Genomic DNA, 26,479 nt, shown 5'->3' on the forward strand with positions numbered 1-26,479 from the left:
GGTGTCATAGACGGAATTCGTTGCCGAGATACACTTCCTTGACCTGCTGGTTTGCGAGGATTGCGTCGGCGTTACCAGACGCAATGATGTGACCGCCGGAGACAATGTAAGCGTTCTCGCAGATATCCAGTGTTTCGCGGACGTTGTGATCCGTTATCAGGACACCAATGCCCTTGTCGCGAAGGTGGCGGATAATGTGTTTGATGTCACTGACCGAGATGGGGTCAACACCGGCAAAGGGTTCGTCAAGCAGAATAAACGCGGGCTCCATGGCCAGGGCTCTGGCAATCTCGACCCGCCGTCTTTCCCCCCCCGACAATGCCATGCCCACACTGTCCCGGATGTGGGTGATGTGAAACTCCTCAAGTAACTCCTGGAGCTTCTGCTCCCGGTCTGCGCGGCTGAGGTCCTTGCGGGTCTCAAGAATGGCCATGATGTTGTCGCGCACCGTGAGCTTGCGGAATACCGAAGCTTCCTGGGGCAAGTAGCCTATGCCCTTTCTGGCGCGGCCGTGCATCGGTTCAGGTGTGATGTCTTCGCTGTCGATCGTGATCCGTCCGTGATCGGCGGGCACCAGGCCAACAATCATGTAGAAACAGGTCGTTTTACCTGCACCATTCGGGCCCAGCAGTCCAACGATTTCCCCGCTGCGAATCTCCAGAGAAACATCGATGACCACCTTTTTCTGTTTATAGCTTTTTGCCAGATTACTGGCTCTCAGAATTGCCATCAGATCCCTGCTTGGTGCTACGTGGCTGAATGACCATTTCAACACGGCCTGTGCCTGAGCCAGTGTCTGCGCCGCCTTCGGCGGTGACAACCCGGCGGACGGTATCATAATGAATGACGTCGCCCCGGAACAGGTTGCCGTTCTGCTCGATGACCGCCTCCCGCTCAAACGTCAGCTCACGGTCGCTGGCAGACCAGGTGATGTGCTGAGCCTTCGCGTCTGTTTCGCCGGTTCCGTCCCGGGTCGGCTGGCGGTAATGTGCCGGATCACCGGATGCTTCTATCCGGCTCAGCCCGTCGTTATCCCGGTACAGGGTGACTTTGTCTGCGTTCAGGCGCGTTTTGCCCTGAGTCAGTTCAACAGTGCCAGTGTATGTTGCAACGCCGCTGGAATCGTCAAGCCGGGCGTTGTCTGCGCTGACCAGAATCGGGGTTTCCGAATTGAGGTCAAACGCTGCTGCAGGTGTGGCGGTGATCAGGACCACAAGAGTCGCGAACGGCGCCAGCAGTTGTTTAGTGACCGATTTCATAGCGTCCTTCCACCTGGGAATTGAGTTCCAGAATACGTTTGTCGATCCAGGCCTTCATGCCGGTTGCCCGGGTCACCCCGGTAGCGTCAGTGATCTCTACCGGGGCGTCCGTGTATACGGTGCCCGTGTCGTTATCCAGTGTCAGTGAAGAGGTTGCCAGCGTGGCCTGGCGCTCTCCGGTGGTGCGCAGCACACGCACATTACCGGTCAGATACAGGATGTTCTCATTTTGCAGGAGGCTGCCATTTTCAGCCTCCACAATCCAGGGTTCGCTGGCCTGATCACTGAACAGCTCGGCCCGTGGCGATATGATGGTGGCCACGCTGCCTTCTTCGAACTGTTCTATGCGAGGGCTGGTGAAGTGGACCTTGACGTTACCCTGGGCGTCATAGGATGTGTACTCCCCGTTGACCACAAATCCATCGGGCTCGGTGTTGCCCCGAAGGTCCGCCGCATCGTTCTGAACAATAGCCGGTTCATCGCTTTGCCAGAGCAGGAAAACAGTAGCGGCGAGCGTGCACGTAAGTGCCAGTGTGCGGAGCCAGGGGCTCTCTGCCGGCGTCATGCATCCGGCCCCAGATAGTTTGACAAGGCGTCGTCGAGCTTGCCCTGGGCGTAGAGGATCAGATCGCAAGCCTCTCTCACTGCGCCGCTGCCGCCGGTTACGCTGGTGCAGTAGTCTGCATGCTGGCGAACCAGCCAGTAACCGTTGGGTACCGTAATGCCGAGTCCGGCGAACCGGATGGCAGGCAGGTCAGGGAGGTCGTCCCCCATGTAGGCGATGGCCTCAGCCGGAATGCTCAGCGTGCTGACCAGCTCTTTAAGGGCGACCTTCTTGTCTTCCCGTCCCTGCATCAGGTGGGGGATGCCCAGATCTCTCATGCGCTTTTCCGTCAGCGGCGAGCTTCGGCCGGTGATCACCGCGACCGTTATGCCTGCAGCCATCAGCTGCTTCAGGCCAAGTCCGTCGAGGATGTTGAAGGCCTTGAGCTCGTCACCCTTTGCACTGAAATACAGGCGCCCGTCGCTCATGATGCCGTCGACATCCAGCGCGATGAGGCGAATCCCGTCCGCCTTCCTGAGCAGCTCAGCGGGCCATTCGTTGGTGAGGGGAGGGGTATGGTCTGGCATCAGATCACCCCGGCGCGCAGAAGGTCGTGCATGTTGATTGCACCGACCAGATCACCGCTGGGGCCAGTCACCGGCAGGGCATTGATTTTCATCTCTTCCATGATGTTGAGTGCTTCGGCCGCCAGATGATCTGCTTCGATGGTTTTTCCGTTGCGGGTCATGACCTGCTCGATCGCAGTGTTGTGAACGTCAATGTTCCTGTCCAGAGTGCGGCGCAGGTCACCGTCGGTAAAGACACCGGAGAGATGCCCGTTGGCGTCGATGACTGTCGTCATCCCCAGTCCCTTTCGGGAAATTTCCAGCAGGGCACCGCTAAGTGTCGTGCCTTCACTGACTTTCGGGATGCGATCACCTGTGTGCATGATGTCGGAGACTTTAAGTAGCAGGCGCCTTCCAAGGCTGCCGCCGGGGTGGGAAAACGCAAAGTCTTCTGCACTGAACCCCCGGGCTTCCAGCAGGGCAACCGCGAGGGCGTCTCCCATTACCAGAGTGGCGGTGGTGCTGGACGTTGGTGCCAGCCCCAGAGGGCAGGCTTCTTCGGAAACGCTGACATCCAGATTGGCTACGGCCTCTCTGGCCAGAACCGAATCGGCATTTCCCGTCATGCTGATAAGGGGGGCTCCCATGCGCTTGATCAGTGGCAGGATAGTGACCACTTCGCTGGTGTTGCCGCTGTTGGAAATAGCGATAACCACATCCTGGCTGGTGATCATTCCCAGGTCTCCGTGGCTCGCTTCGCCGGGGTGCACAAAAAAAGAAGGGGTGCCGGTGCTGGCGAGAGTAGCAGCAATCTTGTTGCCAATGTGCCCGGATTTACCCATTCCGGTGACGACCACCCGACCCTTACAGGCCATTATGACTTCGCAGGCTTTGCTGAACTGGTCATTGATTCGCTGGGTCAGCGCGTCAATGGCATCACGTTCAATGTGGATGGCGCGAATTGCGGAATTGTGAAAATTCTGTGCAGTCTGCTCGGTCATCTGGGCCTGTGCCTTGTTGCTGTAGAGAGTGCCTTGTTTGCGAAAAACAGAGTGCGCTCTGATAGGTTGCCGGAAGTATATCATTTTCGGCATAAATCTCCGTCCTTACGGAATGTTCAGTCAAACTGAGCAAGGTGATCAATACATTTTGCCTGTTCCGGATTGAGCTTGAAGCCCTCTTGGCATAATGTAGCCCCTCGCTCAAAGGTAGGAACTATGGACTCATCGGCGTACGTATCCCTCAAGGATGTTGTTTTCTCCCGTTCTGGTCGCCGGATTTTCGACGGCGTATCGCTGGAGATCCCTCGTGGCAAGATCACCGCGATCATGGGGCCGAGTGGTACCGGCAAGACAACATTGCTCCGGTTGATTGGCGGCCAGCTCCGCCCGGATTCCGGCAGCATTGAAGTGGATGGTCACCAGGTTCCTGCGCTCAGGCGGAAGCAGCTATACGCCCTGCGTGAAAAGATGGGCATGCTATTTCAGAGCGGAGCCCTGTTTACCGATCTCAGTGTGTTCGAGAATGTTGCTTTTCCTCTGAGGGTTCATACCGATTTACCGGAAGACATGATCCGGGACATTGTATTAATGAAACTGGAGGCGGTAGGGCTTCGTGGCGCCCGGAAACTGATGCCTTCAGAACTGTCCGGAGGTATGACCCGTCGTGTCGCTCTGGCGCGCAGTATTGCCCTGGATCCGGAGCTGATCATGTATGACGAGCCCTTTGCCGGGCAGGACCCGATCGCCATGGGTGTGCTTGTCAAACTCATTCGCGACCTGAACCGCTCGATGGGGCTCACCAGTGTGCTGGTTTCCCACGATGTTCCGGAATCCCTGAGCATCTGCCATTACGCCTGTATTATCGCCGATGGCAAGGTCATTGGGGCTGGCACGCCAGATGAATTACGCGACCACCCTTCGAGGCAGGTTCAGCAGTTCCTGCAGGGTCAGCCCGACGGGCCGGTGCCATTCCATTACCCGGCCACCGATGCGGCCGAGGATTACGGTCTTATGGGAGGTGATTCATGATTGCCAGAATTGCTTCACTGGGCCGAATGGGTCTCGATATTGTCTCTTCGCTGGGTCGTTCGGGCCGTTTTCTGGCCGGTGTGCTTGCCGGAGTTCCGAATCCTGCAACCGGTTTTCCACTGCTGGTCAAACAGTTGTACGCCGTTGGCGTGCTGTCACTGGCGATTGTGGTGGTTTCGGGTCTGTTTATCGGCATGGTGCTTGGGCTTCAGGGCTACACGATCCTGAGTGACTACGGTTCGGAAGCTGCAATTGGACAGATGATCGCCCTGACGCTGGTCCGGGAGCTGGGACCAGTGGTGACTGCTTTATTGTTCGCTGGCCGGGCGGGGTCCGCTCTGACAGCCGAAATAGGCCTGATGAAAGCGACAGAGCAACTTTCCAGTATGGAAATGATGGGGGTCGACCCGTTGCGTAGGGTTATTGCTCCCAGACTCTGGGCCGGTTTTGTTGCCATGCCGGTGCTGGCAGTGATTTTTTCCGTGGTCGGTATCTGGGGGGGCATGCTTGTCGGCGTGGACTGGCTGGGCGTGTTCGAAGGGTCGTTCTGGGGCAACATGCAGTCTTCAGTGGACTTTGTTGATGATGTAATGAACGGAGTCATCAAAAGTATCGTGTTTGGTTTTGTGTGCGCCTGGATTGCTGTGTACCAGGGGTACGACTGCGTGCCAACCTCGGCGGGCATCAGCTCTGCCACCACGAAGACCGTGGTCTATTCCTCTCTGGCAGTGCTGGGGCTGGATTTTGTGCTGACTGCGGTCATGTTCGGTAATTTTTGATGAAACGACTAATCGAAAGGAATGGGAGCCGGTAATGGCGCAGAGAACAACAGAGATCATTGTCGGGCTGTTCATGATAGCGGGGCTGGCGGCATTGCTGGTGTTGGCGCTGCAGGTTAGCGGCCTTTCGCCAAAGGCAGCAGAGAGTACCTACACGCTGTATGCGGATTTTAACGATACCGGTGGGCTGACACCCCGCGGGCGTGTTTCCATGGCCGGCGTAACGGTCGGCACGATTGAGTCGATTGCCCTGAACAAGAACACCTTCCAGGCGAGGGTCACCATGTCTATTCAGTCGGATATCGACACCATTCCGGCGGACAGTTCCGCAGTAATACGTACATCCGGTCTGCTCGGAGAGCAGTACATTGATATATCCATAGGTGGAGATATGGACTCGCTGCAGGACGGCGACACGTTTTACTCTACTCAGTCAGCCATGAATCTTGAGCGGCTGATCAGTAATTTCGCCTCCGGACGCTGATCCGGTCAGGCTAGTGACAGAAAGGTTTCAAGGGAGATCCTGATGGTTATATTCAAACAGCGTTTTCTGATCCTGCTGGCTCTGACGCTGGTGCTGGTTGGCCCGGTGCGGGCGGATGCGGCGGACGAGCTGCGCCAGTACGTCGATGAGAACACCCAGCAGCTGGTTGAGAAACTGAACAAGGAAAAGGGACTGTACGAATCGGATCCGGAAGCATTTTACGCCAGCATGGATGAAGCACTGAGCGAATTCGTTGATTTTCGCCGTATTGCCGCCCGTGTTATGGGGCGTTATGCCCGGCAAACCACGCCGGAACAGAGGGATGCGTTCGTTGCAAAGTTCAAACGCAGCCTGTTTGACAGCTACGCTCAGGCGCTGGTGAATGCAGATAACTTCGAGATCGTCGTCAAGGAAGCGGCAATTCATCCGCAGCATGATGATCGCGCATCGGTAGATATGGAAGTGATCAGTTCCTCAGGCAACCGTTATCCCGTCATTTATTCCATGTACCGCAACGGAGAAGGGCGCTGGCTGATGGAAAATGTCATTGTCGAGGGGGTTAACATCGGTTTGGCATTCAGAGATCGCTTCACCCAGGAGATGGAACAGAATCGCGGCCAGATTCAGGCGGTGATCGATGGCTGGAGTGATGCCGTTGAATCCCTGAACCTGGATGAGGAAGTGAATCAGTCATGAGTACTCGTTCGCCGGGAGTAGAGCTGAGTCATCAGGTACTCTCGGTAACCGGAAATGTCGCGGTGGATCAGGTTGTGGCTCTTCGGAAAGAAGGAGAGACGCTGATAGGCACCGTGTCGGGCTCGCTCACCGTTGACCTGTCCGAATTGGAAACGGCGCACAGCGTTATCCTGTCGATGCTCTTGTGCTGGCAGCGTTATGCCCGGCAACAAGGGGTATCTCTGATTTTCCAGGGTGTCAGCGATCGGCTCTCCTCTCTGGCCGCCCTCAGTAATATAGATGAACAATTGGGCGGCTTTGCCCATTTGTCTTCTTCCCATCCGCACTGACTGATCTGATTCCGGTCCCGGGTTACCGTATGGTAAAGCTGACCCGGGCACCGTAATTGGTTACAATCTCGCCCCAGATTTTTTCAAACACCCGAGGATGTTTTATGGACGCCACCGAAGTCGCCGATTTGGTTAAAGACGCTTTGCCTGGATGCGAAGTGCAGGTTCAGGTCGATGGTACCCATTATATGGTCGTTGCGGTGGGTGACGTTTTTGAAGGCCTGTCGACCATCAAACGACAGCAGCTGATCAACAAGGCGCTGTTCCAGCAGGTAATGGACGGCACTATTCACGCTTTGCATCCGCGTGCATTTACTCCGGCTGAGTGGGCTGAGCGCCAGGGCTGATCGAGCCCATAAATAACAGGACAGTCATTGTGGACAAACTTCTGATTGGGGGGCGTAAGCCTCTGGACGGTGAGATCCGGATTTCCGGCGCCAAGAACGCAGCGCTTCCGATTCTGGCCGCAACCCTGCTGGCGGATGAGCCGGTAACCGTTGGCAACCTGCCGCATCTGCATGATGTAACAACCATGATCGAGCTACTGGGTCGCATGGGTGTGGAACTGATGATTGATGAAAAAATGAGCGTGGAAGTTCACGCCAACACCATCAAGCACTTCCATGCTCCGTACGAGCTGGTTAAGACGATGAGGGCTTCCATTCTGGTACTGGGGCCGCTGGTGGCACACTTTGGCGAGGCAGAAGTGTCGTTGCCTGGTGGTTGTGCGATTGGTAGTCGTCCGGTGAACCTGCACATCCATGGCCTGGAAATGATGGGCGCGGATATCAAGGTTGAGAATGGTTATATCAAGGCGAAAACCAACGGTCGCCTGAAAGGCGCGCACATCTTCCTGGATACGGTTACTGTTACAGGCACCGAGAACCTGATGATGGCGGCCGCACTGGCTGACGGCAAAACCATCCTTGAAAACGCTGCCCGCGAACCGGAAGTGGTGGATCTGGCCGAGTGCCTGATTGCCATGGGTGCGGACATCAAGGGGCATGGAACGGCGACCATCGAGATTAACGGTGTCGAACGTCTCCACGGCTGTCATTACGATGTCCTGCCCGATCGGGTCGAAACCGGTACCTATCTGGTTGCCGCTGCGGCGACCGGTGGTCGGGTCAAGCTGAAAGATACCCGGGATGACCTTCTCGAAGCGGTTCTGCTCAAGCTGGAAGAGGCGGGAGCTCACATCAGTACCGGCAAGGACTGGATCGAGCTGGATATGAAAGGCAACCGTCCGAAAGCCGTTAGCCTTCGCACGGCCCCGTATCCTGCATTCCCGACCGACATGCAGGCTCAGTTTGCGGCGATGAATACGGTGGCTGAAGGCTCCGGAACCATTGTCGAAACCGTGTTCGAAAACCGTTTCATGCACCTTCAGGAACTGATCCGGATGGGTGCGGATATTACCCTCGAGGGGAATGCGGCCATTATTAAAGGGGTCGAACGCCTGAATGGTGCGCCGGTTATGGCTACCGATCTGCGGGCCTCTGCGAGCCTGGTTATCGCTGGCCTGGTTGCGGATGGCGACACCATCGTTGATCGTATCTACCACATCGATCGCGGCTACGAGTGTATTGAAGAAAAGCTGCAGTTGCTGGGTGCGACCATCCGCCGGCTGCCGGCGTAACAGATTCAAACGGGAAACCGGAAGGACGAATGACAGATTCCATCACCATTGCATTGTCGAAGGGACGTATCCTCGAAGAGACCCTGCCGTTGCTGGCAGAGGCGGGGATTGAGCTGATCGACGATGTCAAAAAATCCCGAAAGCTGGTGTTCCCCACCACCGATCCTGATGTTCGTGTGCTGATTATCCGGGCGACAGACGTGCCAACCTACGTTCAGTATGGCGGCGCCGACCTGGGCGTAACCGGCAAGGACGTGCTGATGGAACATGGCGGGGAAGGGCTTTACGAGCCGCTGGATTTGAACATTTCCCGCTGCCGTCTGATGACAGCCGGTCCGAAGGATCAGCAACCGCCTGGTGGCCGCATCAAAGTGGCAACCAAGTTTGTGAACCTGGCTCGTCGCTATTATTCCGCGCAGGGCAGGCAGGCTGACATCATCAAGCTGTATGGCGCGATGGAGTTGGCTCCGATCCTTGGCCTGGCGGACGAGATTGTCGATATTGTCGACACAGGCAATACGCTGAAAGCCAATGGGCTGGAGGCTCGGGAATTGATTGAGCATATCAGTTCCCGGCTGGTGGTGAATCGTGCTTCCATGAAGATGAAGCATGGGCGTATCAACCCCATTATCGAAAAGATGTCAGCGGCTGTTGATAAACGGCGCGCTGAAAAGTAAGCACTACTCTCCTTACGCAGGAATGACGAAATGACCGACGTGAGTATCAAGCGACTGAATGCCTCCCAACGTGATTTTGACAGCGCCCTGAGCGCGCTGCTGGCATGGGATGACAGTGTTGATCATCAGGTAAACGAGTCGGTACGTCACATCCTGCATGAGGTGAAGACCCGTGGTGATCAGGCGGTTCTGGAGTTTACCGAGAAGTTCGACCGCCTGAAGGCTGGCAGTGTTGCTGAGCTTGAAATGGGCCAGGAACGACTGCAGCAGGCACTGAAAGCGATTCCTCAGGACCAGCGTGTGGCTCTGGAGCAGGCTGCTGATCGTGTTCGCGACTACCACGAACGCCAGAATCAGACATCCTGGCAGTATGAAGATGCCGACGGCACGGTGCTGGGCCAGAAAGTAACGCCGCTGGACCGGGCGGGACTGTACGTACCTGGCGGCAAGGCTGCCTATCCATCCTCGGTGTTGATGAATGCGATCCCGGCCAAGGTAGCGGGTGTCGGTGAGGTGATCATGGTTGTTCCGACGCCTGACGGTGTGGTGAACGACATGGTCCTGGCCGCTGCGGCAATTGCCGGTGTGGATCGGGTATTCACCATCGGTGGTGCCCAGGCTGTCGCGGCGCTGGCCTACGGTACTGACACCATTCCTTCGGTCGACAAGATTGTCGGCCCGGGTAACATCTTCGTGGCGACTGCAAAACGCGAAGTATTCGGTGTGGTCGGAATCGACATGATTGCCGGACCATCCGAGATTCTCGTGATCTGTGATGGCAAAACCGATCCGGACTGGATTGCCATGGATCTGTTCTCCCAGGCCGAGCACGACGAGCAGGCGCAGTCCATTCTGGTCAGTCCGGATGCAGAGTTTCTCGACGCAGTTCAGGCAAGTATCAATAAGTTGCTGCCGACCATGGAGCGGTCTGAGATCATCGCCGAGTCCATGGGTAGCCGGGCGGCTCTGATTCAGGTGGCGGATCTCAGCGAAGCCGCGAAGGTTTCAAACCGGATTGCACCGGAGCACCTGGAACTGTCGGTTGAAGATCCGGTGGCGCTGGTGGAGGAGATTCGCCACGCCGGTGCGATATTCATGGGCCGATATACTGCCGAGGCGCTGGGTGATTACTGTGCTGGCCCAAATCACGTGCTTCCCACCAGCGGAACGGCCAGATTCTCATCCCCTCTGGGCGTATACGATTTCCAGAAGCGTTCCTCGCTGATTGGCTTCAGTGCACAGGGTGCGGATCGGATGGGGCGTGTTGCTTCAGTTCTGGCTCGCGGTGAGGGGCTGACAGCGCACGCCCGTTCAGCGGAATATCGGATTGCCGGGGAAAGCAATGAGTAAGTTCTGGAGCCCCCTGGTCAACGACCTTGTTCCCTATGTTCCTGGTGAGCAGCCCAAGATGGCCAATCTGGTCAAGCTGAACACTAATGAAAATCCTTATGGCCCGTCACCGAAGGTGATCGAAGCCATCCAGGCCGAGCTGAACGATAGCCTTCGGCTGTATCCGGATCCGGAAGGCGAAAGCCTGCGTCAGACCATTGCTGACTATTATAATGTCAGCTCGGGGCAGGTCTTTCTCGGCAATGGTTCAGACGAAGTGCTGGCCCACATTTTTCATGGGTTGTTCCAGCACGGAGAGCCGGTGCTGTTCCCGGATATTTCTTACAGCTTTTATCCGGTTTACTGCGGGCTCTACAACATCGAGGCCAGAGTTGTTCCGCTGACGGACAGTTTTGAAATTGATCCTGACGATTACAGGCAGCCAAATGGCGGCATCATCTTCCCGAACCCGAATGCGCCGACGGGGCGTTACCTCGGGTTGGAGCATGTGGAAGCGATACTGAAGGCCAATCCTGATCGCGTTGTTGTGGTTGATGAGGCTTATGTGGATTTCGGAGGCGACACGGCTATTGCTCTGGTCGATCGCTACCCGAACCTGCTGGTATGTCAGACCCTTTCCAAGGCTCGCTCTCTGGCCGGTCTGCGCGTGGGCTTTGCGGTTGGTCATCCGGATTTGATTGAAGCGCTCAATCGGGTAAAAAACAGCTTTAACAGTTATCCGCTGGATCGTCTGGCGCTGGCGGGTGCCCGTGCGGCTTTTGAGGATAAAGAGTGGTTCCAGCGGTGCTGTAACGGTGTCATCTCTGAGCGGGAACGTCTGACGGCGGCTTTGGAAGAACTGTCTTTTGAGGTGTTGCCTTCGAAGGCGAACTTTGTGTTTGCTCGCCATACGTCCAGAGCGGGTGAGGAAATTGCTAAAGGGCTGAGAGAGCAGGGCATCATTGTTCGTCACTTCAATAAGCCGCGAATTAGCGATTATTTGCGGATTACCATTGGTACTCCTGAGCAGAATGATGCTTTGATTTCGGGGCTTCGTTCGCTCTAGCCTTCTAATTTSGGGGGGGGGGAGCGGTTCAGCCGCCACCTTCCGGGAACCGCTACGAGCACATCCATGTGCGCTTGTCTCCGGCCATCCTTGGCCTACGACATTCCCGGAAGGTGGCGGCTGAACCGCTCGTCAAACTCCTCGAAAATATTCAATCTACCCGGGAGAACAGTTATGGCATCCCGTCATGAAATCCTCAGAACCATTGCTGAATGGCTCCAGCCAGAAAACTTCCAGGACTACTGCCCGAATGGGCTTCAGGTTGAAGGCCGGGAGCAGGTCGAAGCCATCGTCTCCGGCGTTACCGCTTCCCAGGCGTTGATTGACGCTGCCGTTGAGGCGAACGCCGATATGATCCTGGTTCACCACGGTTACTTCTGGAAAGGTGAAGATCAGCGAATCCAGGGCATGAAACGGAAGCGCATCAAGCAGCTTCTGGATCATGACATTAACCTGGTTGCCTACCATCTCCCCCTGGACGATCACCCGGAATACGGCAATAACCGCCAACTCGCCGACGTGCTGGAGATCCAGAATGCGCGGCCATTGGGTGGTCTGGTCTGGGAAGGCGAGTTGTCCGAGCCGATGACGCCTGAAAAGTTCTGCCTGCACTTGGCTCGTAAGCTGCATCGTGAACCTTTGTGGGTAGGTGAGGGCGTTGCTGAGATTAAACGGGTAGGCTGGTGCACGGGTGCCGCTCAAGGCTTCATTGATGCTGCGTTGAACGCAGGTCTTGATGCTTACATCAGCGGCGAGATTTCAGAACCGACGACTCACACGGCCAGAGAATGCGGGATTCATTACTTTGCGGCTGGGCACCATGCGACGGAACGTTACGGTGTTCAGGCGTTGGGAGAAGCGTTAGCGAACGAATTCGGGGTGAAGCACCAGTTTGTCGATTGCGATAATCCAGTGTGATTTATAAGACAAAGCAATTTGCCAGGACGGCTGATTCGGTAGTTTGACTTAGAGCTGCGAAAGCACAAGGTTTGAGAGCAGGGTGCGGCATGTTTGCCAAAACTGTGCGGAGCCATGGATGGCGGAGCTCAAGCGCCACATGGACGTGCTTGAGCGGGTTTTGGCAAACATGCCGTACCCTGCTCAAGCACCAGAATCTTCAGTCCTGTAATGTTCAGGCCTGGGTAGCCGGCTTGTCACCTTTCTTCAGACCATAATCCTCAGCCAGCGTACCTTTCGCTTCCGGATCTGTCTTCGGAGCGTAATCACGAGGCGGCTCCACGCCGTCGTCGCTGACCTCTTCCAGGCGCTTCCGGGAAGTCTCCTGGGCCAGCTCTTCCATCCAGTCCTCATCATTGCACAGACGGTTCGCGCCTCGTGCCATGTGCTGGTTTACATCGCGATAAGCATCATTGAAGCGTCGGAGCAGATGGGCAGATTCCATGAAATGCTCATTCACCTGAGCCTGGTAGCGAGTGTATTCGCTCCTGAGCTCCTCTATCTGTTGCTCCGCACGACGCTGTCTAAGCGTGGTTCCCTGCCCGGAGCGGCCAACAAAAACCCCGATGACAATGCCAACAACCAATGCGGCAATCGCTGCCAGAATCAGGTTCGTCATATGCTGTGTCGTCCTTTTGCCTTTAAATGAGCCTAGCCCTTGGAAACAGTATAACGCCCGAAGACAAAACAGCCCATGCCTCCTGTCTGCGCCTATCGTCTTATTGCTTCAAAAATCCAGTGGCATGGCGAAAAATCGTGAAATGAGCGACAATACGGCGCCCAAATTCTTTGTTAAACATTCCGGGAATGTCTCAATGACTGCAGCTATGTCTTCCGAAACCAGTGCGAACCTGACCCCTTGGGAAAGATACCAGAAGGATCTTGAACGCCCGGATTTCCAGAAAGATGCAGCACAGGAAGATGCCGTCCGGCGTTTGCAGTCACTTTACGACAAACTGGTGGAAGCCGAAAGTGAACGTCCGAATGCCATGTCCCGGCTGCGCAAGAAATTCAAGAAGGGCAAAGAAGAGCCGGTAACCGGCCTGTATTTCTGGGGTGGGGTAGGCCGAGGTAAGACCTACCTGATGGACACCTTCTACGAGGCTCTTCCGTTCGATCGCAAGATGCGGGTGCATTTTCACCGCTTCATGCAGCGGGTGCACAACGAACTGAAAGTGCTGAAAGGCGAGAAGAACCCGCTGGATCTGGTTTCCAAGAAGTTTGCCGAGGAAACACGGGTCATCTGCTTTGACGAATTCTTCGTGTCTGATATTGGCGACGCGATGATCCTTGCAACCCTGATGGAAGGGTTGTTCGGCCGCGGTGTGAGCCTTGTCTGTACCTCAAACATCGTTCCCGACGGGCTATACAAAGACGGCCTGCAGCGGGCTCGCTTCCTTCCAGCGATTGAGCTGGTAAAAAAATATACCGATGTGGTGAACGTCGACGGCGGCGTTGATTACCGCCTGCGTACCCTGGAGCAAGCTGAGTTGTTTCACGCGCCGCTGGATGATGCGGCGGATGTCAGCCTGCACAAAAGTTTCGACGCACTTGCGGTAGAGGCGGCAAGGCATAGCGCTTCCATGGAAATCAACGGCCGCAAAATTCCGGCTGTGGCCCACGCGGATGACGTTGTCTGGTTTGATTTCAAAGCCGTTTGTGATGGCCCCCGTAGCCAGAATGACTACATCGAACTGGCCCGGCAGTTCCACGCCATTATCGTCAGCAATGTACCGATCCTCGGTGGCGATAAAGATGACCAGGCCCGTCGCTTCATCAACATGATCGACGAATTCTACGACCGTAACGTCAAGGTCATTATTTCGGCTGAAGCGCCGATTACAGAGCTTTATGCAGGCGGTCGCCTCAGCTTCGAGTTTGAACGGACTGAGTCACGCTTGTTGGAAATGCAGTCTCAGGAATACCTTGAGGCGCCGCACAAACCCTGATTAAAACCGATAAGAATTCAGAACACTGAATCGTCAGCGGACACACAAAAACACCCTCTACAGAGTGACAGAGAGATTCCGATTATGAGCAACGACAACGTAGTTATCGTCAGTGGTGTACGTACGCCGATGGGCGGCTTCCAGGGCAGCCTTGCCGATGTAAATGCTACTGACCTGGGTGCGCTCACCATCGCTGAAGCGGTAAAACGCGCGGGCCTGCAGCCTGCAGATGTGCAGGAAGTTATCATGGGCAACGTATTGCCTGCCGGCCTGAAACAAGGTCCTGCCCGCCAGGCCATGCGCAAGGCAGGATTGCCAGACAACACCGGTGCCACCACCATCAACAAACTGTGTGGTTCTGGTATGAAGGCGACCATGTTCGCACACGACCTCATCAAGGCTGGCACCAATGACATCATGGTTGCCGGTGGCATGGAGAGCATGTCTAACGCGCCATACGTTCTGCTGGGCGCCCGCAAAGGCTACCGTATGGGTCCTGGACCGGCGCCGCAGGATCACATGTTCCTGGATGGCCTGGAAGATGCGGAAACCGGTCGTCTGATGGGCGCCTTTGCTCAGGAAATGGCTGACAAGAAAGGCTACACCCGGGAAGAAATGGACGATTACGCCATTAACTCCCTGAAGCGTGCCCAGAAAGCCATCAAAGAAGGCCTGCTGAAAGACGAAATCATCCCGGTTACCGTCAAAACCCGCAAAGGCGAGGTGGTTGTTGAGGATGATGAGCAGCCGCTGACCGCTAACCTGGAAAAAATCCCGACCCTGCGGCCTGCGTTCGCCAAAGACGGCACCGTGACTGCCGCTAATGCTTCCTCCATCTCCGACGGTGCCTCCGCACTGCTGCTGATGCGTGAATCCGAAGCCGAAAAGCGAGGCCTTAAGCCGCTGGCGCGCATCGTTGCCCACAGCACCCAGTCTCAGCATCCGTCAGAATTCACCTGTGCCCCTGTTGGCGCTATTGAAACCCTGCTGGGCAAAGCCGGCTGGAGCAAAGAAGACGTTGACCTGTTCGAGATCAACGAAGCCTTTGCCATGGTAGCGATGATGCCGATTCGCGAACTCGGCCTGGACCCGGAAAAAGTCAACATCCACGGCGGCGCCTGTGCCCAGGGTCACCCCGTTGGCTCCACCGGTTCCCGCCTGCTGGTTACCCTGATGTATGCCCTGCAGCGCTACGGCAAGAAAAAAGGTGTAGCTGCCCTCTGCATCGGTGGTGGTGAAGCTACTGCCATGGCTATCGAGCTGATCTGATCGTTGTCTTGGCATTGGAGTGTGGCCGGTATGTTGGCCCGCCCCAAAACCCGCTGTAAATACGTCCCTGTACGCTTGACGGCAGCATCCATGCTGCCGACAGTTTCGGGGCGGGCCAACATACCGGCCAATCAGGCGGCGGCGTCGGCCTTCACAAAGAAGGGAGAGCCCAGAGTCTGAGCGTCAAGGGGGTGAATTCTTCTCCGGGAATGTCGGAGGCCATGGATGGCCGGAGCCAAGCGCACATGGATGTGCTTGTAGCGTTTCCCGGAGAAGAATTCACCCCCTTGATGCATCCCCCCAAAGATCCGGAATTCCCACCTCGAAAAATTAAAAAAACCACAAAAACCAAAGTGGTTGCATCCCCATTTGTTGTCTATAGTGTTTCCAAACAAGTACCCCGGTGTCAGAGAGGAATGAGGGCAAAATCATACTTTTGACTGATCAAAGCACTCGACAGCGTTAGCTATAGTGCCAACATCACGAGCACTGTGCATGAAGCCTCCAAAACATCGTGAACACCAATAATCAGAGCAGCGACTCAGAACAACAATGGAGTAGCCTTCCAATGACAAGAAAAACACATCAATGGCAGCGTTGGACAAAATTGCCGCTGGCCGTCGCTATCGCCGCCGGGGTATCTGGCCACGCATCGGCGTTTTCATTTTATATGGGGGACGTGGAAGCCTCTCTGAATACCACGCTCTCGGCCGGTGCAGGCTGGCGGGTATCTGACCGCGACGCGCGCCTGATCGCTCAGGGTAACCTGGCTCCGGAAAACGCCGCCGTTGGTTCCTCCTCAAACAACTTTGATGACGGTAACCTGAACTTCGAAAAGGGCGATACCTACTCGAAAATCGTCAAAGGTAACACCGAACTTTTCCTCGATTACTACACCGACAGCGATGTGCTGACCCGCGTGGGCGGCCTGGTCCGTGGCCGTTACTGGTACGATTTTGAACTCAAAGACGAAAGCCGCGCTGCGGATTACCGCGGCAATGTTCGCGAACTCAATGACTCCGCCAAGGGCAATGCCTCCGGTGGTGAAATCCTCGATGCTTACGTGTTTTCAGACTGGTACCTGGGAAATGTGCCCGTCAGTCTCCGTTATGGTAAGCAGGTTGTCAGCTGGGGCGAGAGCACCTTCATCCAAGGCGGTATTAACGTCATTAACCCGGTAGATGTCCCTGCTTTCCGTGCACCGGGGTCCGAGCTCAAAGACGCATTGCTGCCGGTTGAAATGTTCTACATGTCTGCAGGTGTGACTGAGAACATTACGATCGAAACATTCGTGCAAACAGACTGGGCGCCAGTACGCCCGGACGATTGTGGTACCTTCTTCTCGACCACAGACATCGTGTCTGATGGTTGTGGCCCCGTTCTCCTGGCCGGCCAACTGTCCGACTTTGATGCTTTGCAGCAGGGCTTTGTAACTCCGCGTGTTGGCGATAAAGAGGCTGATGAAAAAGATCAGTTCGGTGTGGCTATGCGTTGGTATGTGCCGGAACTTAACGACTCCGAATTCGGCTTCTACTACATCAAGTACAACAGCCGTCTCCCCTACATCAGCGGTGTTGTGAATGATCCGGCCAATGGTGTTTCGTTCCCGTCCTACTACGTTGAGTACCCTGAAAACATCAACCTTTACGGCATCAGTGTTAACACCACGACTCCGGGTGGCTGGTCTCTGGGTGCGGAATACAGCTTCCGGGATAACGTGCCGCTGCAGTGGAACGCGTTCCAGTTGATCTATGCGGGCCTTCAGCTGCAGAACCCCGTAACGGGTGAGAATGCCAGTCTCCTGCAGGATCAGCGTGAGGCCGAGCTGGGCATCAGTGATACCAGTGGCCTGGAGTCCAGCGGTTATGATCGCTTTAAGGTGTCCCAGGCTCAGTTCACCCTGATCAAGTTCTTCGATCAGGTCATGGGTGCCAGCCGTCTGTCGTTCATTACCGAATTTGGTGCGACCTACGTGCATGACCTGCCGGATTATGACGAAGCCCAGTACGGTCGTTCAGGTAACTTCGGTATTCCGGCGCTGCCCGGTGGTGGCTGTGAGCAGCTGAACCTGAATTCAGATTACTGCACCACTGATGGCCTGACCACAGACTTCTCCTGGGGTTACCGTGCCCGGTTTGTCTGGAACTACCCGAACGCTTTTGCCGGTATCAACCTGAACCCGCAGCTGGCCTGGAGCCACGATGTGAAGGGATACAGCCCGCAGCCTGGTGGTGCCTTCAACGAGGGTAGCAAGGCAATCGGCCTCTCCCTGCAGGCGGTTTACCAGAACAAGATCACCGGTGACATCGGCTACACCAACTTCTTCGGTGGCAAGCCATACAACGAGTTGACTGACCGTGATTTCGTGAGCGCGAGTGTTTCTTACTCATTCTGATTCTGGCCGCAACGAATTCGTTTAACGAGGTAACTTAAATGAAACTGAACAAGAAACTACTGGCGACTGGTGTATTGGCTGCAAGCCTCTTTGCAAGCCATGCCTACGGCGCTGTTTCTGCTGCTGAAGCTGCCAAGCTCGGCGATACGCTTACGCCGATCGGTGCTGAAAAAGCCGGCAACGGTGGTGATATCCCAGCCTGGACGGGTGGCCTCTCAAGCCCCCCGGCTGGCTACAAGGGTGACGGCGTTTATGTAAACCCGTTCGCTGACGAGACGCCAAAATTCACCATCAATCAGAGCAATGTTGACCAGTACGCCGACAAGCTGTCGCCGGGTCAGATTGCCATGATCAAGAAGTACCCTGATTACGTCATGCCGGTCTACCAGACTCATCGATCTGCCGTTTATCCGCAGGCGGTGATGGACCAGACTGTGAAGAACGCGACCCAGTCTGAACTGATCAAAGGTGGTAACGGCCTCGGTAACTATGAGACAGATACTCCGTTCCCGATCCCTCAGAATGGTCTGGAAGTTATCTGGAACCACATCACCCGCTACCGCGGTGGTTCTGTGCAGCGTACCGTCGGGCAGGCAACTCCGACCGCGAGCGGTGACTTTTCCATCGTCAAATTCCAGGACGAGCTGACCTGGCGGACTGCACTGGATGACTACAAGCCTGGTGAAGATGCCAACGTACTGTTTTATTTCAAGCAGGCGATCACAGCGCCAGCCCGCCTGGCGGGTAACGTGCTGTTGGTGCATGAAACTATTGATCAGGTAGCAGAACCGCGTCGTGCGTGGATCTACAACGCTGGTCAGCGTCGGGTTCGCCGGGCGCCTCAGGTGGCTTACGATGGCCCGGGTACCGCTTCCGATGGTATGCGTACCTCGGATAACTTCGACATGTTCAACGGCGCGCCGGATCGCTACAACTGGGAGCTGGTGGGCAAGCAGGAGATGTACATCCCCTACAACTCCTACAAGCTGGTTGACCAGAGCCTGTCCTACGATCAGATCATCAAGGCTGGTCACATTAATCAGGATCTGACACGTTACGAACTGCACCGCGTATGGCACGTACGTGCGACTCTGAAGGAAGGTGAGCGTCACATCTATGCTCAGCGTGATTTCTACATTGATGAAGACTCCTGGCAGGCAGCGGTCATCGACCACTACGACGGCCGTGGTGAACTGTGGCGTGTGGCAGAAGCCCATGCGATGCAGTTCTACGATCAGGACGTGCCGTGGTACGCCATCGAAACCCTTTATGACCTGCTGTCAGGCCGCTACCTGGCCCTGGGTCTGACCAACGAAGAAACCAATCCGTATGAGTTTGGTGTTCAGCGCCGGTCCCGTGATTACACTCCGGCAGCTCTGCGTCGCGCGGGTACCCGTTAACGGGTACCCGACACGTAGCAATTCAGCGGCGGGCCAATGAGCCCGCCGTTTTTGTATCTGGAAAATGGTGAATCCGAAATCACTCTATCTGTTAAAAAACTGCCGCCTCGGAAATTCCTTTCACGTCAAAATTTTGCAGCCACCCCCTCACTTGGTTTAACCTTCTTCTAATACTAAAGGCGCATCCAAAGAAGAGCGTCGCAAATTTCCGGCTACAGGGACACAATTCTGGCCGGCTTCAAGTGGGGCAGTGAGTGAAACCATTTAATGATGGCAGTGCGGCCAACGACGAGTTTCAGTCAGCAAACAGTGGGTTACAACGTGGAGAACTGGTCAGGGATCTGCTTCGGCAGAGGGTCCAGGTGCCGGCTATTCCGGCAGACTCGCTGCAGCGATCACATCTTGATTCCCTGATTACCGAGGCCCTTATCCCCCGCGGGGCGGTGTTTATCGAGGCACCCTGTGGGTACGGTAAATCTCATGCAGTTATTTCCGGACTTAATGCCGTTTCGTCCGTGGGAAATAGCGTTCGCTGGGCTTCTCTCAATGCGCAGGATAATTCGCCTTCCCGCTTTCTTTCCCTGATCGCCATTGTTTTCGATCTCCCTGAAGCCCCGGAAAGTAACCTGCAAACCGGTGCCAGCTTTACCGACGCGCTTGCGATGATGTTGATCGCTCTGCATCGTAAGGCGTCTGAGCATCGTCAGGTGGTGGTTCTTGATAATCTCCATTATCTGACCAATCCGGCGGTGGTTGCTTTGTTGCAACAACTGGTTACCGAGTTACCTGACTCTCTATCGATCGTTCTTATTTCCAGAAAAGCCCTACCGTTTGAGAGCCATGGGCTGGAATTGGAGAATCGGTTTACCCGCCTGGGCATTGAAGCTCTCGAGTTGAGCCGTTCCGAAACCTTTGAGTTTTTCCAACCGATCCTGAACAACAATCAGCTGACAAGCGTTGCGATCGACAATCTCTACGACTTGACGGAAGGTTGGGTTACACCTCTTGCGCTTTACCGGCGCGAAATCACGAGGGATGGAGAGCGTAAGCCGGTACAGGAAACGGGGAGCGTGGAACGCTTTCTTAAGGAATCCGTTCTGGGCGGCCTGGCGCCTGGTCAGCAGAGATCGCTTCGGGTGATGGCGGAACTGGAGTTAAGTTCCGACGATCTCTACCTGGCGTTAGAGCCGGCGCTACCTGATACCGGGTTTGTGCCGTCAGTTGCCCGCGAACACGGTTTGCCTCTGCGTAGCGTGCCGGGAAGAGGGCGTTGGTATCGATTGAATCCTTTGCTTCAGGAATGGCTGAAAACACCGGTTATGCCAGGCTATCCCGAAAGGATGTTGTTGGCCAGCCGATGGTTCGGACACCGTGATCAGTTCCCGGAGGCACTCCGGTACGCGTTGCTTTCCAGTAATATTGATGAAGTGGTCCAGATAGCGTCTGAGGGCTCCGAAGCGCTGCTTCTCGGGCAGGACACCGCGTCACTATTGCGTTTGCGCAAGAGTTTGCCCGCCGGATTATTGGAACGCAGTGCCCGGCTTCGGATTGTCTATAGCTGGGTGCATGCTATTGGTGGGCAGTTCCGACAGGCAAAAGCGCTGATTGACGACCTTTCAGAAGAAGATTTCAAGGAACATGAAGCCCGAATCTTTGCGCTGAAAGCCTTTATCATCAGAGGAGAGGGGCGTGTAGGCGAAGCCCTGGAAATGGCGGAACGGGCATTGGAGTTGGGTGAGTTGTCACCCCAGGCCTGTCTTGTTACCCAGATCGTGCGTTCCAGTGCGCTTTGTGCCGCTGGCAATTTTACGGAAGCCCGGGAGGCGAACAGAGCGACGGCACGTCTCGCCCGGGAAGCAGGGGATTCCGGTTCCGAGGCCCTTGCTGTCTACACCCATGCCCGCATCGAGCTGGGCAAGGGGGCGCTGAAACATGCAGAACAGCTGTTGCGTACTGGGCTGGATACTGCGATGCAGGAGCTTGCGAGGCCTGCGAGAGTGGGTGAAACCCGCCTGCAGCTCAACCTGGTGCTGGTGTTGTGGCATCAGGGCCGGTATCGCGAAGCAGATCGCTTGCTGGTGAACTGTGGCAGGCATGCAGAACAGGCTCGAGACCTTGGGTTGTTGCTGGTGATGACGATCCGTGTGCTGATGTGCCGGGTTGAGGGGCGTCTTGATGATGCCTTTGTCTGGATTGGTCGGGCGGAGCGAACCATGCATGCCTGGCAGGTGGACGAATCCCTGTTTGTTCCGGTCTTGGAAGCACTGAAGGCGAGTTGCTGGCTTTCCCAGGGACAAATAGACAGCGCAGCCCAGGCTGTCAGGAAGCTGGAACCATACCGGGAAGCAGGCTGCGTTCCCGAATTGTTCCCGATGATGCCTGGATTATTGGATTGCATGCAGGTCCGGGTGGATCTTGCTCGTGGCGATCTGGTTCGGGCACGGGAGAAGCTTGAGGCTACCCGCGGGCGCTATAAAGATGCCATCCCCTGGGGTGTCGAACTGCATATCCGCCTGCTCGAGGCCGTGTTGATCCAGGGCGACAAAGGGCCTACTTCGTCTCGAAAGGTTCTGCTGGCCGTCGTGACAGAAGCTTCACAGGAGCACTTTATCAGTCCCTTTGCAGAGTTGCGGATTGAGCTTCAGAGTCTTATTGAGGCTCATTTTGCTCAGATTCCTGAAGGAGCTTTCAAAGAAGATCTTGGCCGCCTGTTCCGGTTCAACGCAGCCAGTTCGCCTGTGGAAGAGTTGGCAGAACCGATCAGTTATCGGGAACAAGGGGTTCTGGAGCTGATTGCTCAGGGGCTTTCAAACCAGGAAATTGCAGACAAACTGCATATCTCGCTGCATACGGTTAAAACCCATGCCCGCAGGATCAACGCAAAGCTGGAAGTGAAATCACGAACCCAGGCGATTGTCCGGGCCCGTGAGCTTGGGCTGCTTTAACGGGCATTAACCCGCGGAGGTGCTGCCCTTCAGTGCTTCGATCCGGTTATCTTTCTCGGCCCACAAGTCACTGACCCAGCGCTGGAAGTCTACCCGTGTTTCCCGGTTGTTCTCGTAATCCATGCCCAGGAACCGGGGTGGGATCTCGTGGGTTCGTATATCGATGATGATCCGGTCAATGCGCCCACACAAGTAATCCCATATTCCCGCACTTCCATTCGGGTATACGATGGTCACATCCAGCATGGTGTGGATCATTTCACCCATAGCCTGCAGAACAAAGGCGGTGCCCCCAGCCCGGGGTTTGAGCAGGTGTTTGTAGGGTGAGCGTTGATTCTTGTGTTTGGCCGGGGTAAAACGCGTGCCTTCCATAAAGTTGAACACGGTGACCGGGGTATAACGAAATTTCTCACAGGCGGCCTGAGTAGCGGCAATATCTTTGCCTTTGAGTTCCGGCTTTCGGGCGATCTGATCCTTGGTGTGGCGGTGCATGAACGGGAAATCCAGTGCCCACCAGGCGATACCAAGGAAAGGAACCCAGATAAGCTCCTTTTTCAGGAAGAACTTGAGCAAGGGGATCCGGCTGTTGAGTACAAACTGGATAGCGGGGATGTCTGCCCAGCCCTGATGATTGCAGGTAACGAAATACCAGTGCCGGGAATCCAGAGTCTCTGCCCCCCGAACGTCCCATTCCACCCGGTGGAGCAGTTTCATCAGCAGGTTGTTGAAGCCGATCCAGATCCAGGCAATCCCATTAAGGACGAGGGTGCAACCTTTTCTGACGAGGGTGACCGGAATAATCAGCTTCAGGATGGCGAACAGCAGGAGCACCGGGAACAGAACCAGTGTGTTGAGCAGAATCAGAAGTACCGCGAGGGTTCCTTTGAGCGGCGCGGGCAAAAAATACAGCATGCAGGTAAATCTCTGGGTCGTTTTGTATTGGGTGGACTAGCCTTCAGCCGGAATGTCATCCGCTCCGTTCTGTCCCGGAAGCAGTGCGGTCTCAGGGCTGGAGGATGCCAGCTGAACGAGATGGTCCGGGCTTTGGTCCCTGATCACCTCCCTGAAATCGTCGTCGTAGAATTCCAGGTTGTTGTAACGGATCATGGACCTGATCTCTTCTACATAGTCTTCGCCCCGCTCGGAATAGCCGAGCAGGCCTCCGGCCAGTTCGAGCCCTGAGAGCGCTTCATTGTCGTTTCGGTCGGAATGCCGAAGCTCCCTGAGCTGCTGGTAGGTAGGATGGCGGTTCAGGTTCTGTATATAAGCGCGAACAGAACGGTATGGCGAGGTGAAACTGGCCACCTCATGGGTGGCGTCTTCACCACGAGCGGTTGGCACCAGGCCGCAGCCTTTGGTAAAGCACCACTGGCCAAACAGGTTATTGCCTTCGGTTGCGAAGCGGGAGGTGCCCCAGGCTGATTCGTTCGCCGCCTGGGCCATGATCAGTGATGGGGGAATGACATCAAGGCGCTTGCGAAGCAGGGTTAGCTGTCTGGCGCTGCCGGTTTCCGCATCTACCCGCAGGCGTTCGGCCTGGTTGTCGAGCCATTGCTGCTCTTCGTCGGTCAGTTCGGATTTGTCTGCGAGGCTGTCGAGATAGTGACGTTCAAGAAGCACCCGGGAGTTCGCCAGTACGATCCTCGGGTAGAGAAATGAGAAAAAGGCCGCTTTCCTTTCGGTGGTATCACTGTATTGGGAAAAATCCGGCAGATCGGTATTTGCCCAGCCGGGTAGCTTGGGCAGGGATTCCAGCGCCAGTTCCGAATCAGTGCTGGACCAGCTGGAACTCATACCGCTGGGGGGAACATAGAAACCACCACCAATTGCTACTGCAATCAGGGGTATTGCCAGTAAAAGGGCCCGTTTTCCTGCAGACATACTGCCTCGCGAAAAGTCGATATGCCAATAATTATAACAGGTTGTACGGTTTCGTCTTCCTCACGGTTCAGGCGGTGCACAGGCCTTTTTTATCAAGGGAGTCGTGTGGCTATGACGAGGCCTATCTGTTCTTCGTCACCCGTGGTGTTACGAATCCGGAAGTAAAACTGATCGCCGTCAGCAGTATGGAAGCCGTCCAGCGTGAGGTCCCCGTTTGACAGTTCCACTCGTCCGTTCCCGGAAGCAGAGTACGCCAACGGCATATCGGGCGTATTGTTTAATACCGGCGAAGAAACCGATTCTTCGCTGACCTTGTGAGTGATGTCGAGGGTACTGAGTGTCAGGGCTGCGCTTGCTGCAGAAGTAATGGACAGCTCAGCGTTATCGAAATGCCGGAGGTGATTGGTGTCTGCGCCTAACCCCATTGTCAGGCCCTGCAGCCGGTATCGTCCACTCGAAGGTGCGGCGACACCGGTCCGCTCTGCAGCAATGAGCAGGCCATCACCGAAGGGGCTGTCGTCCAGGTTAAACGCCATCATAGTGCCATCCGGCGTTGCAGCTCCGATGCCCAGATCAGGTTGCTCGAAATCGCTGGATTCAGTGGTTATGTCGAGGTTGAGGCGTCCGATGTCTTTGTCTTGATCGCTGAGCCGGGATGTGCGATCGCTGAGCGTCCAGGTTCCGCTCCGTGTACCCGTTGCGGTCCCGACCGCGCCGCTGTTATCGCGAAGGACCGTATCGGTCGTGTGTGACTGGGTGATGCTGCCATCAATAATCTGCCATGAACCAACGCCGGATTCGACAGTGAGGGTTGCGGTGGAGGGAGCAGTGGGGGATAAGGCGCCATCATCGAATTGCAGGGCGAGATAGACAACATTGTAGTGCCGGTTGTCCAGCGTACCTGCGTCAAAGCCTTCCTGCCTGAGAAGATCCAGCTCGAGTACCGAGACGTGCTGGTTTTCCAATACCTCCAGGCGGGAGAGTGAATCCCCTGATGCCTGGAGCTCTATGGCCTTGCCCGAACTGAAGTAACCGCTGACCAGGCGATCCGGGCCGGTCGTATCGTCTACCGGAGTGCTGGTGTAGGCATCCAGATAGTAGGGGTTTCGGGTCCAGCCGATGATTCGTGAGCTGTTTCGGCCGGTGATGCTCTGGTACAGGGCCCGACCCGCGAGCAGTCGGGTGTCCGAAAGAAGGGTTGCTGCACCGGGGGATGAGGCGTGGGTGTTGAGTTCCCACTGGTCTGCTCCGCGGCTGAAGAATGTGTTGCCTGCCTGATGGATCAGCGTTTCACGATCGTAGGGAATGTCGCTGGCCAGGGAGGTCACTTTGATGTTGAAAGCGTCAAAACTGGTCAGTGTGAGGCCCGGATAGATATAGGCGCTGCCATTGGTGTCCTGTACCAGCTCTTCCTGAGCTGTTCTTACACCCCACTGGCCAGACCCGGAGAGGGAGCTTTCCATGAACGTCTGGCCCAGCTCAACCCCGAGGAAAACCGAGTTGTAATCGGCGGATGTGGCGCTGATCTTGCCGGACGAGGTGTCGTTAAGCAGTGCATAGTCAGCCATGGACGCAACATAGCTGGCAAAATCGCCATGATCATCCAGTAATGCCAAGGCGCTATCGAGGTTGGCGGAATCCGGAATATCGATTTCAAAGTCATGGACCTGGTCGGCAATGGTGGACCACACATATTTGTTGAGGCATAACTGGCCGCCCGCATCGCCGACACAGTCGAGAATCGACTGGAACTCTCCCGAGGTGTAATCAGGCAGGGTGTTGCGCACCAGGTACTCGGAAAAGGGATTTACTTTGACGTCCTGGTCGGCATCGGCCGCGAAGGCCCTCATACGGATATTGCCGTAGCTGGCTTCGATAATGACGTCTGGCGCGAGAGGCAGTCCCTCGGCGAAGGTGATGATGGTGTGGCCGTTACTGTCAATTCGGGTCGACGTGTCTACAGATCCGAGGTTCTGCAGGGCTGGATTCGTCTCGTATACGCTAAGGCGGTCTGGCTGGACAATACGAAGGTTTCTCCGGGTCAGTTCTGCATCGGGTGCGATGCTGCCCGGCACTTCCATAGTGATGCGAACTTCATTGTTTGCCAGATCACCGGCATTGCTGGAATCTCCGGTGCTGCCGGAACTGAAATCATCGACTGGGTTGCTGGTGCCTGCAAAATCATTGGGGTCGGATCTGACCGCATCGATGGCATCGCCGCTGCCGCCACACCCCGCAATCACGAGCATGGTGCAAGAGAGAATCAAGCTGAAGCGAGGTTGCAT

25 protein-coding genes are annotated in these 26,479 nt (G+C 55.8%); 16 read left to right on the forward strand and 9 right to left on the reverse strand.

Annotated elements, in window-relative coordinates:
* Positions 1 to 4: 4 nt before the first annotated feature.
* The 5 genes from lptB to FWJ25_RS04320 are packed head-to-tail and all read right to left on the reverse strand — an operon-like array spanning position 5 to position 3,370.
* Positions 5 to 730 carry an LPS export ABC transporter ATP-binding protein gene (lptB, locus tag FWJ25_RS04300; RefSeq protein ID WP_149598986.1) on the reverse strand — a complete coding sequence of 242 codons (726 nt, stop codon included), beginning with the start codon at positions 728 to 730 and terminating at the stop codon, positions 5 to 7.
* Entirely contained in the window at positions 708 to 1,259 is a 552-nt protein-coding gene (lptA, locus tag FWJ25_RS04305; protein WP_149598987.1) for a lipopolysaccharide transport periplasmic protein LptA, read from the reverse strand. Before lptA ends, lptB begins: the two co-directional genes overlap by 23 nt.
* Positions 1,243 to 1,824 carry an LPS export ABC transporter periplasmic protein LptC gene (gene lptC / locus FWJ25_RS04310; protein ID WP_149598988.1) on the reverse strand — a complete coding sequence of 194 codons (582 nt, stop codon included), beginning with the start codon at positions 1,822 to 1,824 and terminating at the stop codon, positions 1,243 to 1,245. The genes lptA and lptC overlap by 17 nt, the downstream gene beginning before the upstream one ends.
* Positions 1,821 to 2,390, reverse strand: a complete 570-nt coding sequence (locus FWJ25_RS04315; protein WP_149598989.1) for a KdsC family phosphatase — start codon at positions 2,388 to 2,390, stop codon at positions 1,821 to 1,823. Before FWJ25_RS04315 ends, lptC begins: the two co-directional genes overlap by 4 nt.
* Positions 2,390 to 3,370 carry a KpsF/GutQ family sugar-phosphate isomerase gene (locus FWJ25_RS04320; protein WP_149599072.1) on the reverse strand — a complete coding sequence of 327 codons (981 nt, stop codon included), beginning with the start codon at positions 3,368 to 3,370 and terminating at the stop codon, positions 2,390 to 2,392. The genes FWJ25_RS04315 and FWJ25_RS04320 overlap by 1 nt, the downstream gene beginning before the upstream one ends.
* A 216-nt stretch (positions 3,371 to 3,586) precedes the next feature.
* On the opposite strand from FWJ25_RS04320, the gene FWJ25_RS04325 reads away from it, so the two are divergent.
* From FWJ25_RS04325 to FWJ25_RS04375, 11 genes are all read left to right on the forward strand, one after another.
* Positions 3,587 to 4,399 (forward strand): ATP-binding cassette domain-containing protein, encoded by an 813-nt coding sequence (locus FWJ25_RS04325; protein ID WP_149598990.1) that lies wholly within the window; start codon positions 3,587 to 3,589, stop codon positions 4,397 to 4,399.
* Positions 4,396 to 5,178: a lipid asymmetry maintenance ABC transporter permease subunit MlaE gene (gene mlaE, locus FWJ25_RS04330; RefSeq protein WP_149598991.1), complete on the forward strand. Its 783-nt coding sequence runs from the start codon at positions 4,396 to 4,398 to the stop codon at positions 5,176 to 5,178. The genes FWJ25_RS04325 and mlaE overlap by 4 nt, the downstream gene beginning before the upstream one ends.
* Before the next feature lie 34 nt (positions 5,179 to 5,212).
* Positions 5,213 to 5,662 carry an outer membrane lipid asymmetry maintenance protein MlaD gene (gene mlaD / locus FWJ25_RS04335; RefSeq protein ID WP_149598992.1) on the forward strand — a complete coding sequence of 150 codons (450 nt, stop codon included), beginning with the start codon at positions 5,213 to 5,215 and terminating at the stop codon, positions 5,660 to 5,662.
* Between the two features lie 42 nt (positions 5,663 to 5,704).
* Entirely contained in the window at positions 5,705 to 6,358 is a 654-nt protein-coding gene (locus FWJ25_RS04340; RefSeq protein ID WP_149598993.1) for an MlaC/ttg2D family ABC transporter substrate-binding protein, read from the forward strand.
* Positions 6,355 to 6,687, forward strand: a complete 333-nt coding sequence (locus FWJ25_RS04345) for an STAS domain-containing protein (RefSeq protein WP_149598994.1) — start codon at positions 6,355 to 6,357, stop codon at positions 6,685 to 6,687. Before FWJ25_RS04340 ends, FWJ25_RS04345 begins: the two co-directional genes overlap by 4 nt.
* Before the next feature lie 104 nt (positions 6,688 to 6,791).
* Entirely contained in the window at positions 6,792 to 7,034 is a 243-nt protein-coding gene (locus FWJ25_RS04350; RefSeq protein WP_149598995.1) for a BolA family protein, read from the forward strand.
* 29 nt (positions 7,035 to 7,063) lie between these two features.
* On the forward strand, positions 7,064 to 8,326 hold the full coding sequence (gene murA, locus FWJ25_RS04355; RefSeq protein ID WP_149598996.1) for a UDP-N-acetylglucosamine 1-carboxyvinyltransferase: 1,263 nt from the start codon (positions 7,064 to 7,066) through the stop codon (positions 8,324 to 8,326).
* Between the two features lie 29 nt (positions 8,327 to 8,355).
* Positions 8,356 to 9,003: an ATP phosphoribosyltransferase gene (gene hisG, locus FWJ25_RS04360; protein ID WP_149598997.1), complete on the forward strand. Its 648-nt coding sequence runs from the start codon at positions 8,356 to 8,358 to the stop codon at positions 9,001 to 9,003.
* Positions 9,004 to 9,033: 30 nt separating this feature from the next.
* Positions 9,034 to 10,353, forward strand: coding sequence for a histidinol dehydrogenase (hisD, locus tag FWJ25_RS04365; RefSeq protein WP_149598998.1), 1,320 nt, complete (start codon positions 9,034 to 9,036; stop codon positions 10,351 to 10,353).
* Positions 10,346 to 11,398: a histidinol-phosphate transaminase gene (hisC, locus tag FWJ25_RS04370; RefSeq protein WP_149598999.1), complete on the forward strand. Its 1,053-nt coding sequence runs from the start codon at positions 10,346 to 10,348 to the stop codon at positions 11,396 to 11,398. Before hisD ends, hisC begins: the two co-directional genes overlap by 8 nt.
* A gap of 174 nt (positions 11,399 to 11,572) precedes the next feature.
* Complete coding sequence (locus FWJ25_RS04375) at positions 11,573 to 12,316, forward strand: Nif3-like dinuclear metal center hexameric protein (RefSeq protein ID WP_149599000.1); 744 nt, start codon at positions 11,573 to 11,575, stop codon at positions 12,314 to 12,316.
* A gap of 214 nt (positions 12,317 to 12,530) precedes the next feature.
* On the opposite strand, the gene FWJ25_RS04380 is transcribed toward FWJ25_RS04375, so the two are convergent.
* Positions 12,531 to 12,974 carry a Z-ring associated ZapG family protein gene (locus tag FWJ25_RS04380; RefSeq protein ID WP_149599001.1) on the reverse strand — a complete coding sequence of 148 codons (444 nt, stop codon included), beginning with the start codon at positions 12,972 to 12,974 and terminating at the stop codon, positions 12,531 to 12,533.
* A 232-nt stretch (positions 12,975 to 13,206) separates the two neighbouring features.
* On the opposite strand from FWJ25_RS04380, the gene zapE reads away from it, so the two are divergent.
* From zapE to FWJ25_RS04405, 5 genes are all read left to right on the forward strand, one after another.
* Entirely contained in the window at positions 13,207 to 14,304 is a 1,098-nt protein-coding gene (zapE, locus tag FWJ25_RS04385; RefSeq protein ID WP_246166656.1) for a cell division protein ZapE, read from the forward strand.
* 84 nt (positions 14,305 to 14,388) lie between these two features.
* Entirely contained in the window at positions 14,389 to 15,573 is a 1,185-nt protein-coding gene (locus tag FWJ25_RS04390; protein WP_149599003.1) for a thiolase family protein, read from the forward strand.
* A 568-nt stretch (positions 15,574 to 16,141) separates the two neighbouring features.
* Positions 16,142 to 17,968, forward strand: coding sequence for a DUF1302 domain-containing protein (locus tag FWJ25_RS04395; protein WP_149599004.1), 1,827 nt, complete (start codon positions 16,142 to 16,144; stop codon positions 17,966 to 17,968).
* Between the two features lie 38 nt (positions 17,969 to 18,006).
* Positions 18,007 to 19,368 carry a DUF1329 domain-containing protein gene (locus tag FWJ25_RS04400; RefSeq protein ID WP_149599005.1) on the forward strand — a complete coding sequence of 454 codons (1,362 nt, stop codon included), beginning with the start codon at positions 18,007 to 18,009 and terminating at the stop codon, positions 19,366 to 19,368.
* A gap of 254 nt (positions 19,369 to 19,622) precedes the next feature.
* Positions 19,623 to 22,313: a LuxR C-terminal-related transcriptional regulator gene (locus FWJ25_RS04405; RefSeq protein ID WP_149599006.1), complete on the forward strand. Its 2,691-nt coding sequence runs from the start codon at positions 19,623 to 19,625 to the stop codon at positions 22,311 to 22,313.
* Positions 22,314 to 22,319: 6 nt separating this feature from the next.
* Here the strand turns inward: FWJ25_RS04405 and yihG are convergent, their stop codons facing one another.
* From yihG to FWJ25_RS04420, 3 genes are all read right to left on the reverse strand, one after another.
* Positions 22,320 to 23,225, reverse strand: a complete 906-nt coding sequence (gene yihG / locus FWJ25_RS04410; protein ID WP_149599007.1) for a 1-acylglycerol-3-phosphate O-acyltransferase, YihG family — start codon at positions 23,223 to 23,225, stop codon at positions 22,320 to 22,322.
* 36 nt (positions 23,226 to 23,261) lie between these two features.
* Positions 23,262 to 24,194: a glucosaminidase domain-containing protein gene (locus FWJ25_RS04415; protein WP_149599008.1), complete on the reverse strand. Its 933-nt coding sequence runs from the start codon at positions 24,192 to 24,194 to the stop codon at positions 23,262 to 23,264.
* 92 nt (positions 24,195 to 24,286) lie between these two features.
* Positions 24,287 to 26,479 carry a hypothetical protein gene (locus FWJ25_RS04420; protein ID WP_149599009.1) on the reverse strand — a complete coding sequence of 731 codons (2,193 nt, stop codon included), beginning with the start codon at positions 26,477 to 26,479 and terminating at the stop codon, positions 24,287 to 24,289.

This window comes from Marinobacter salinexigens (assembly GCF_008370345.1).
Lineage (GTDB): Bacteria > Pseudomonadota > Gammaproteobacteria > Pseudomonadales > Oleiphilaceae > Marinobacter > Marinobacter salinexigens.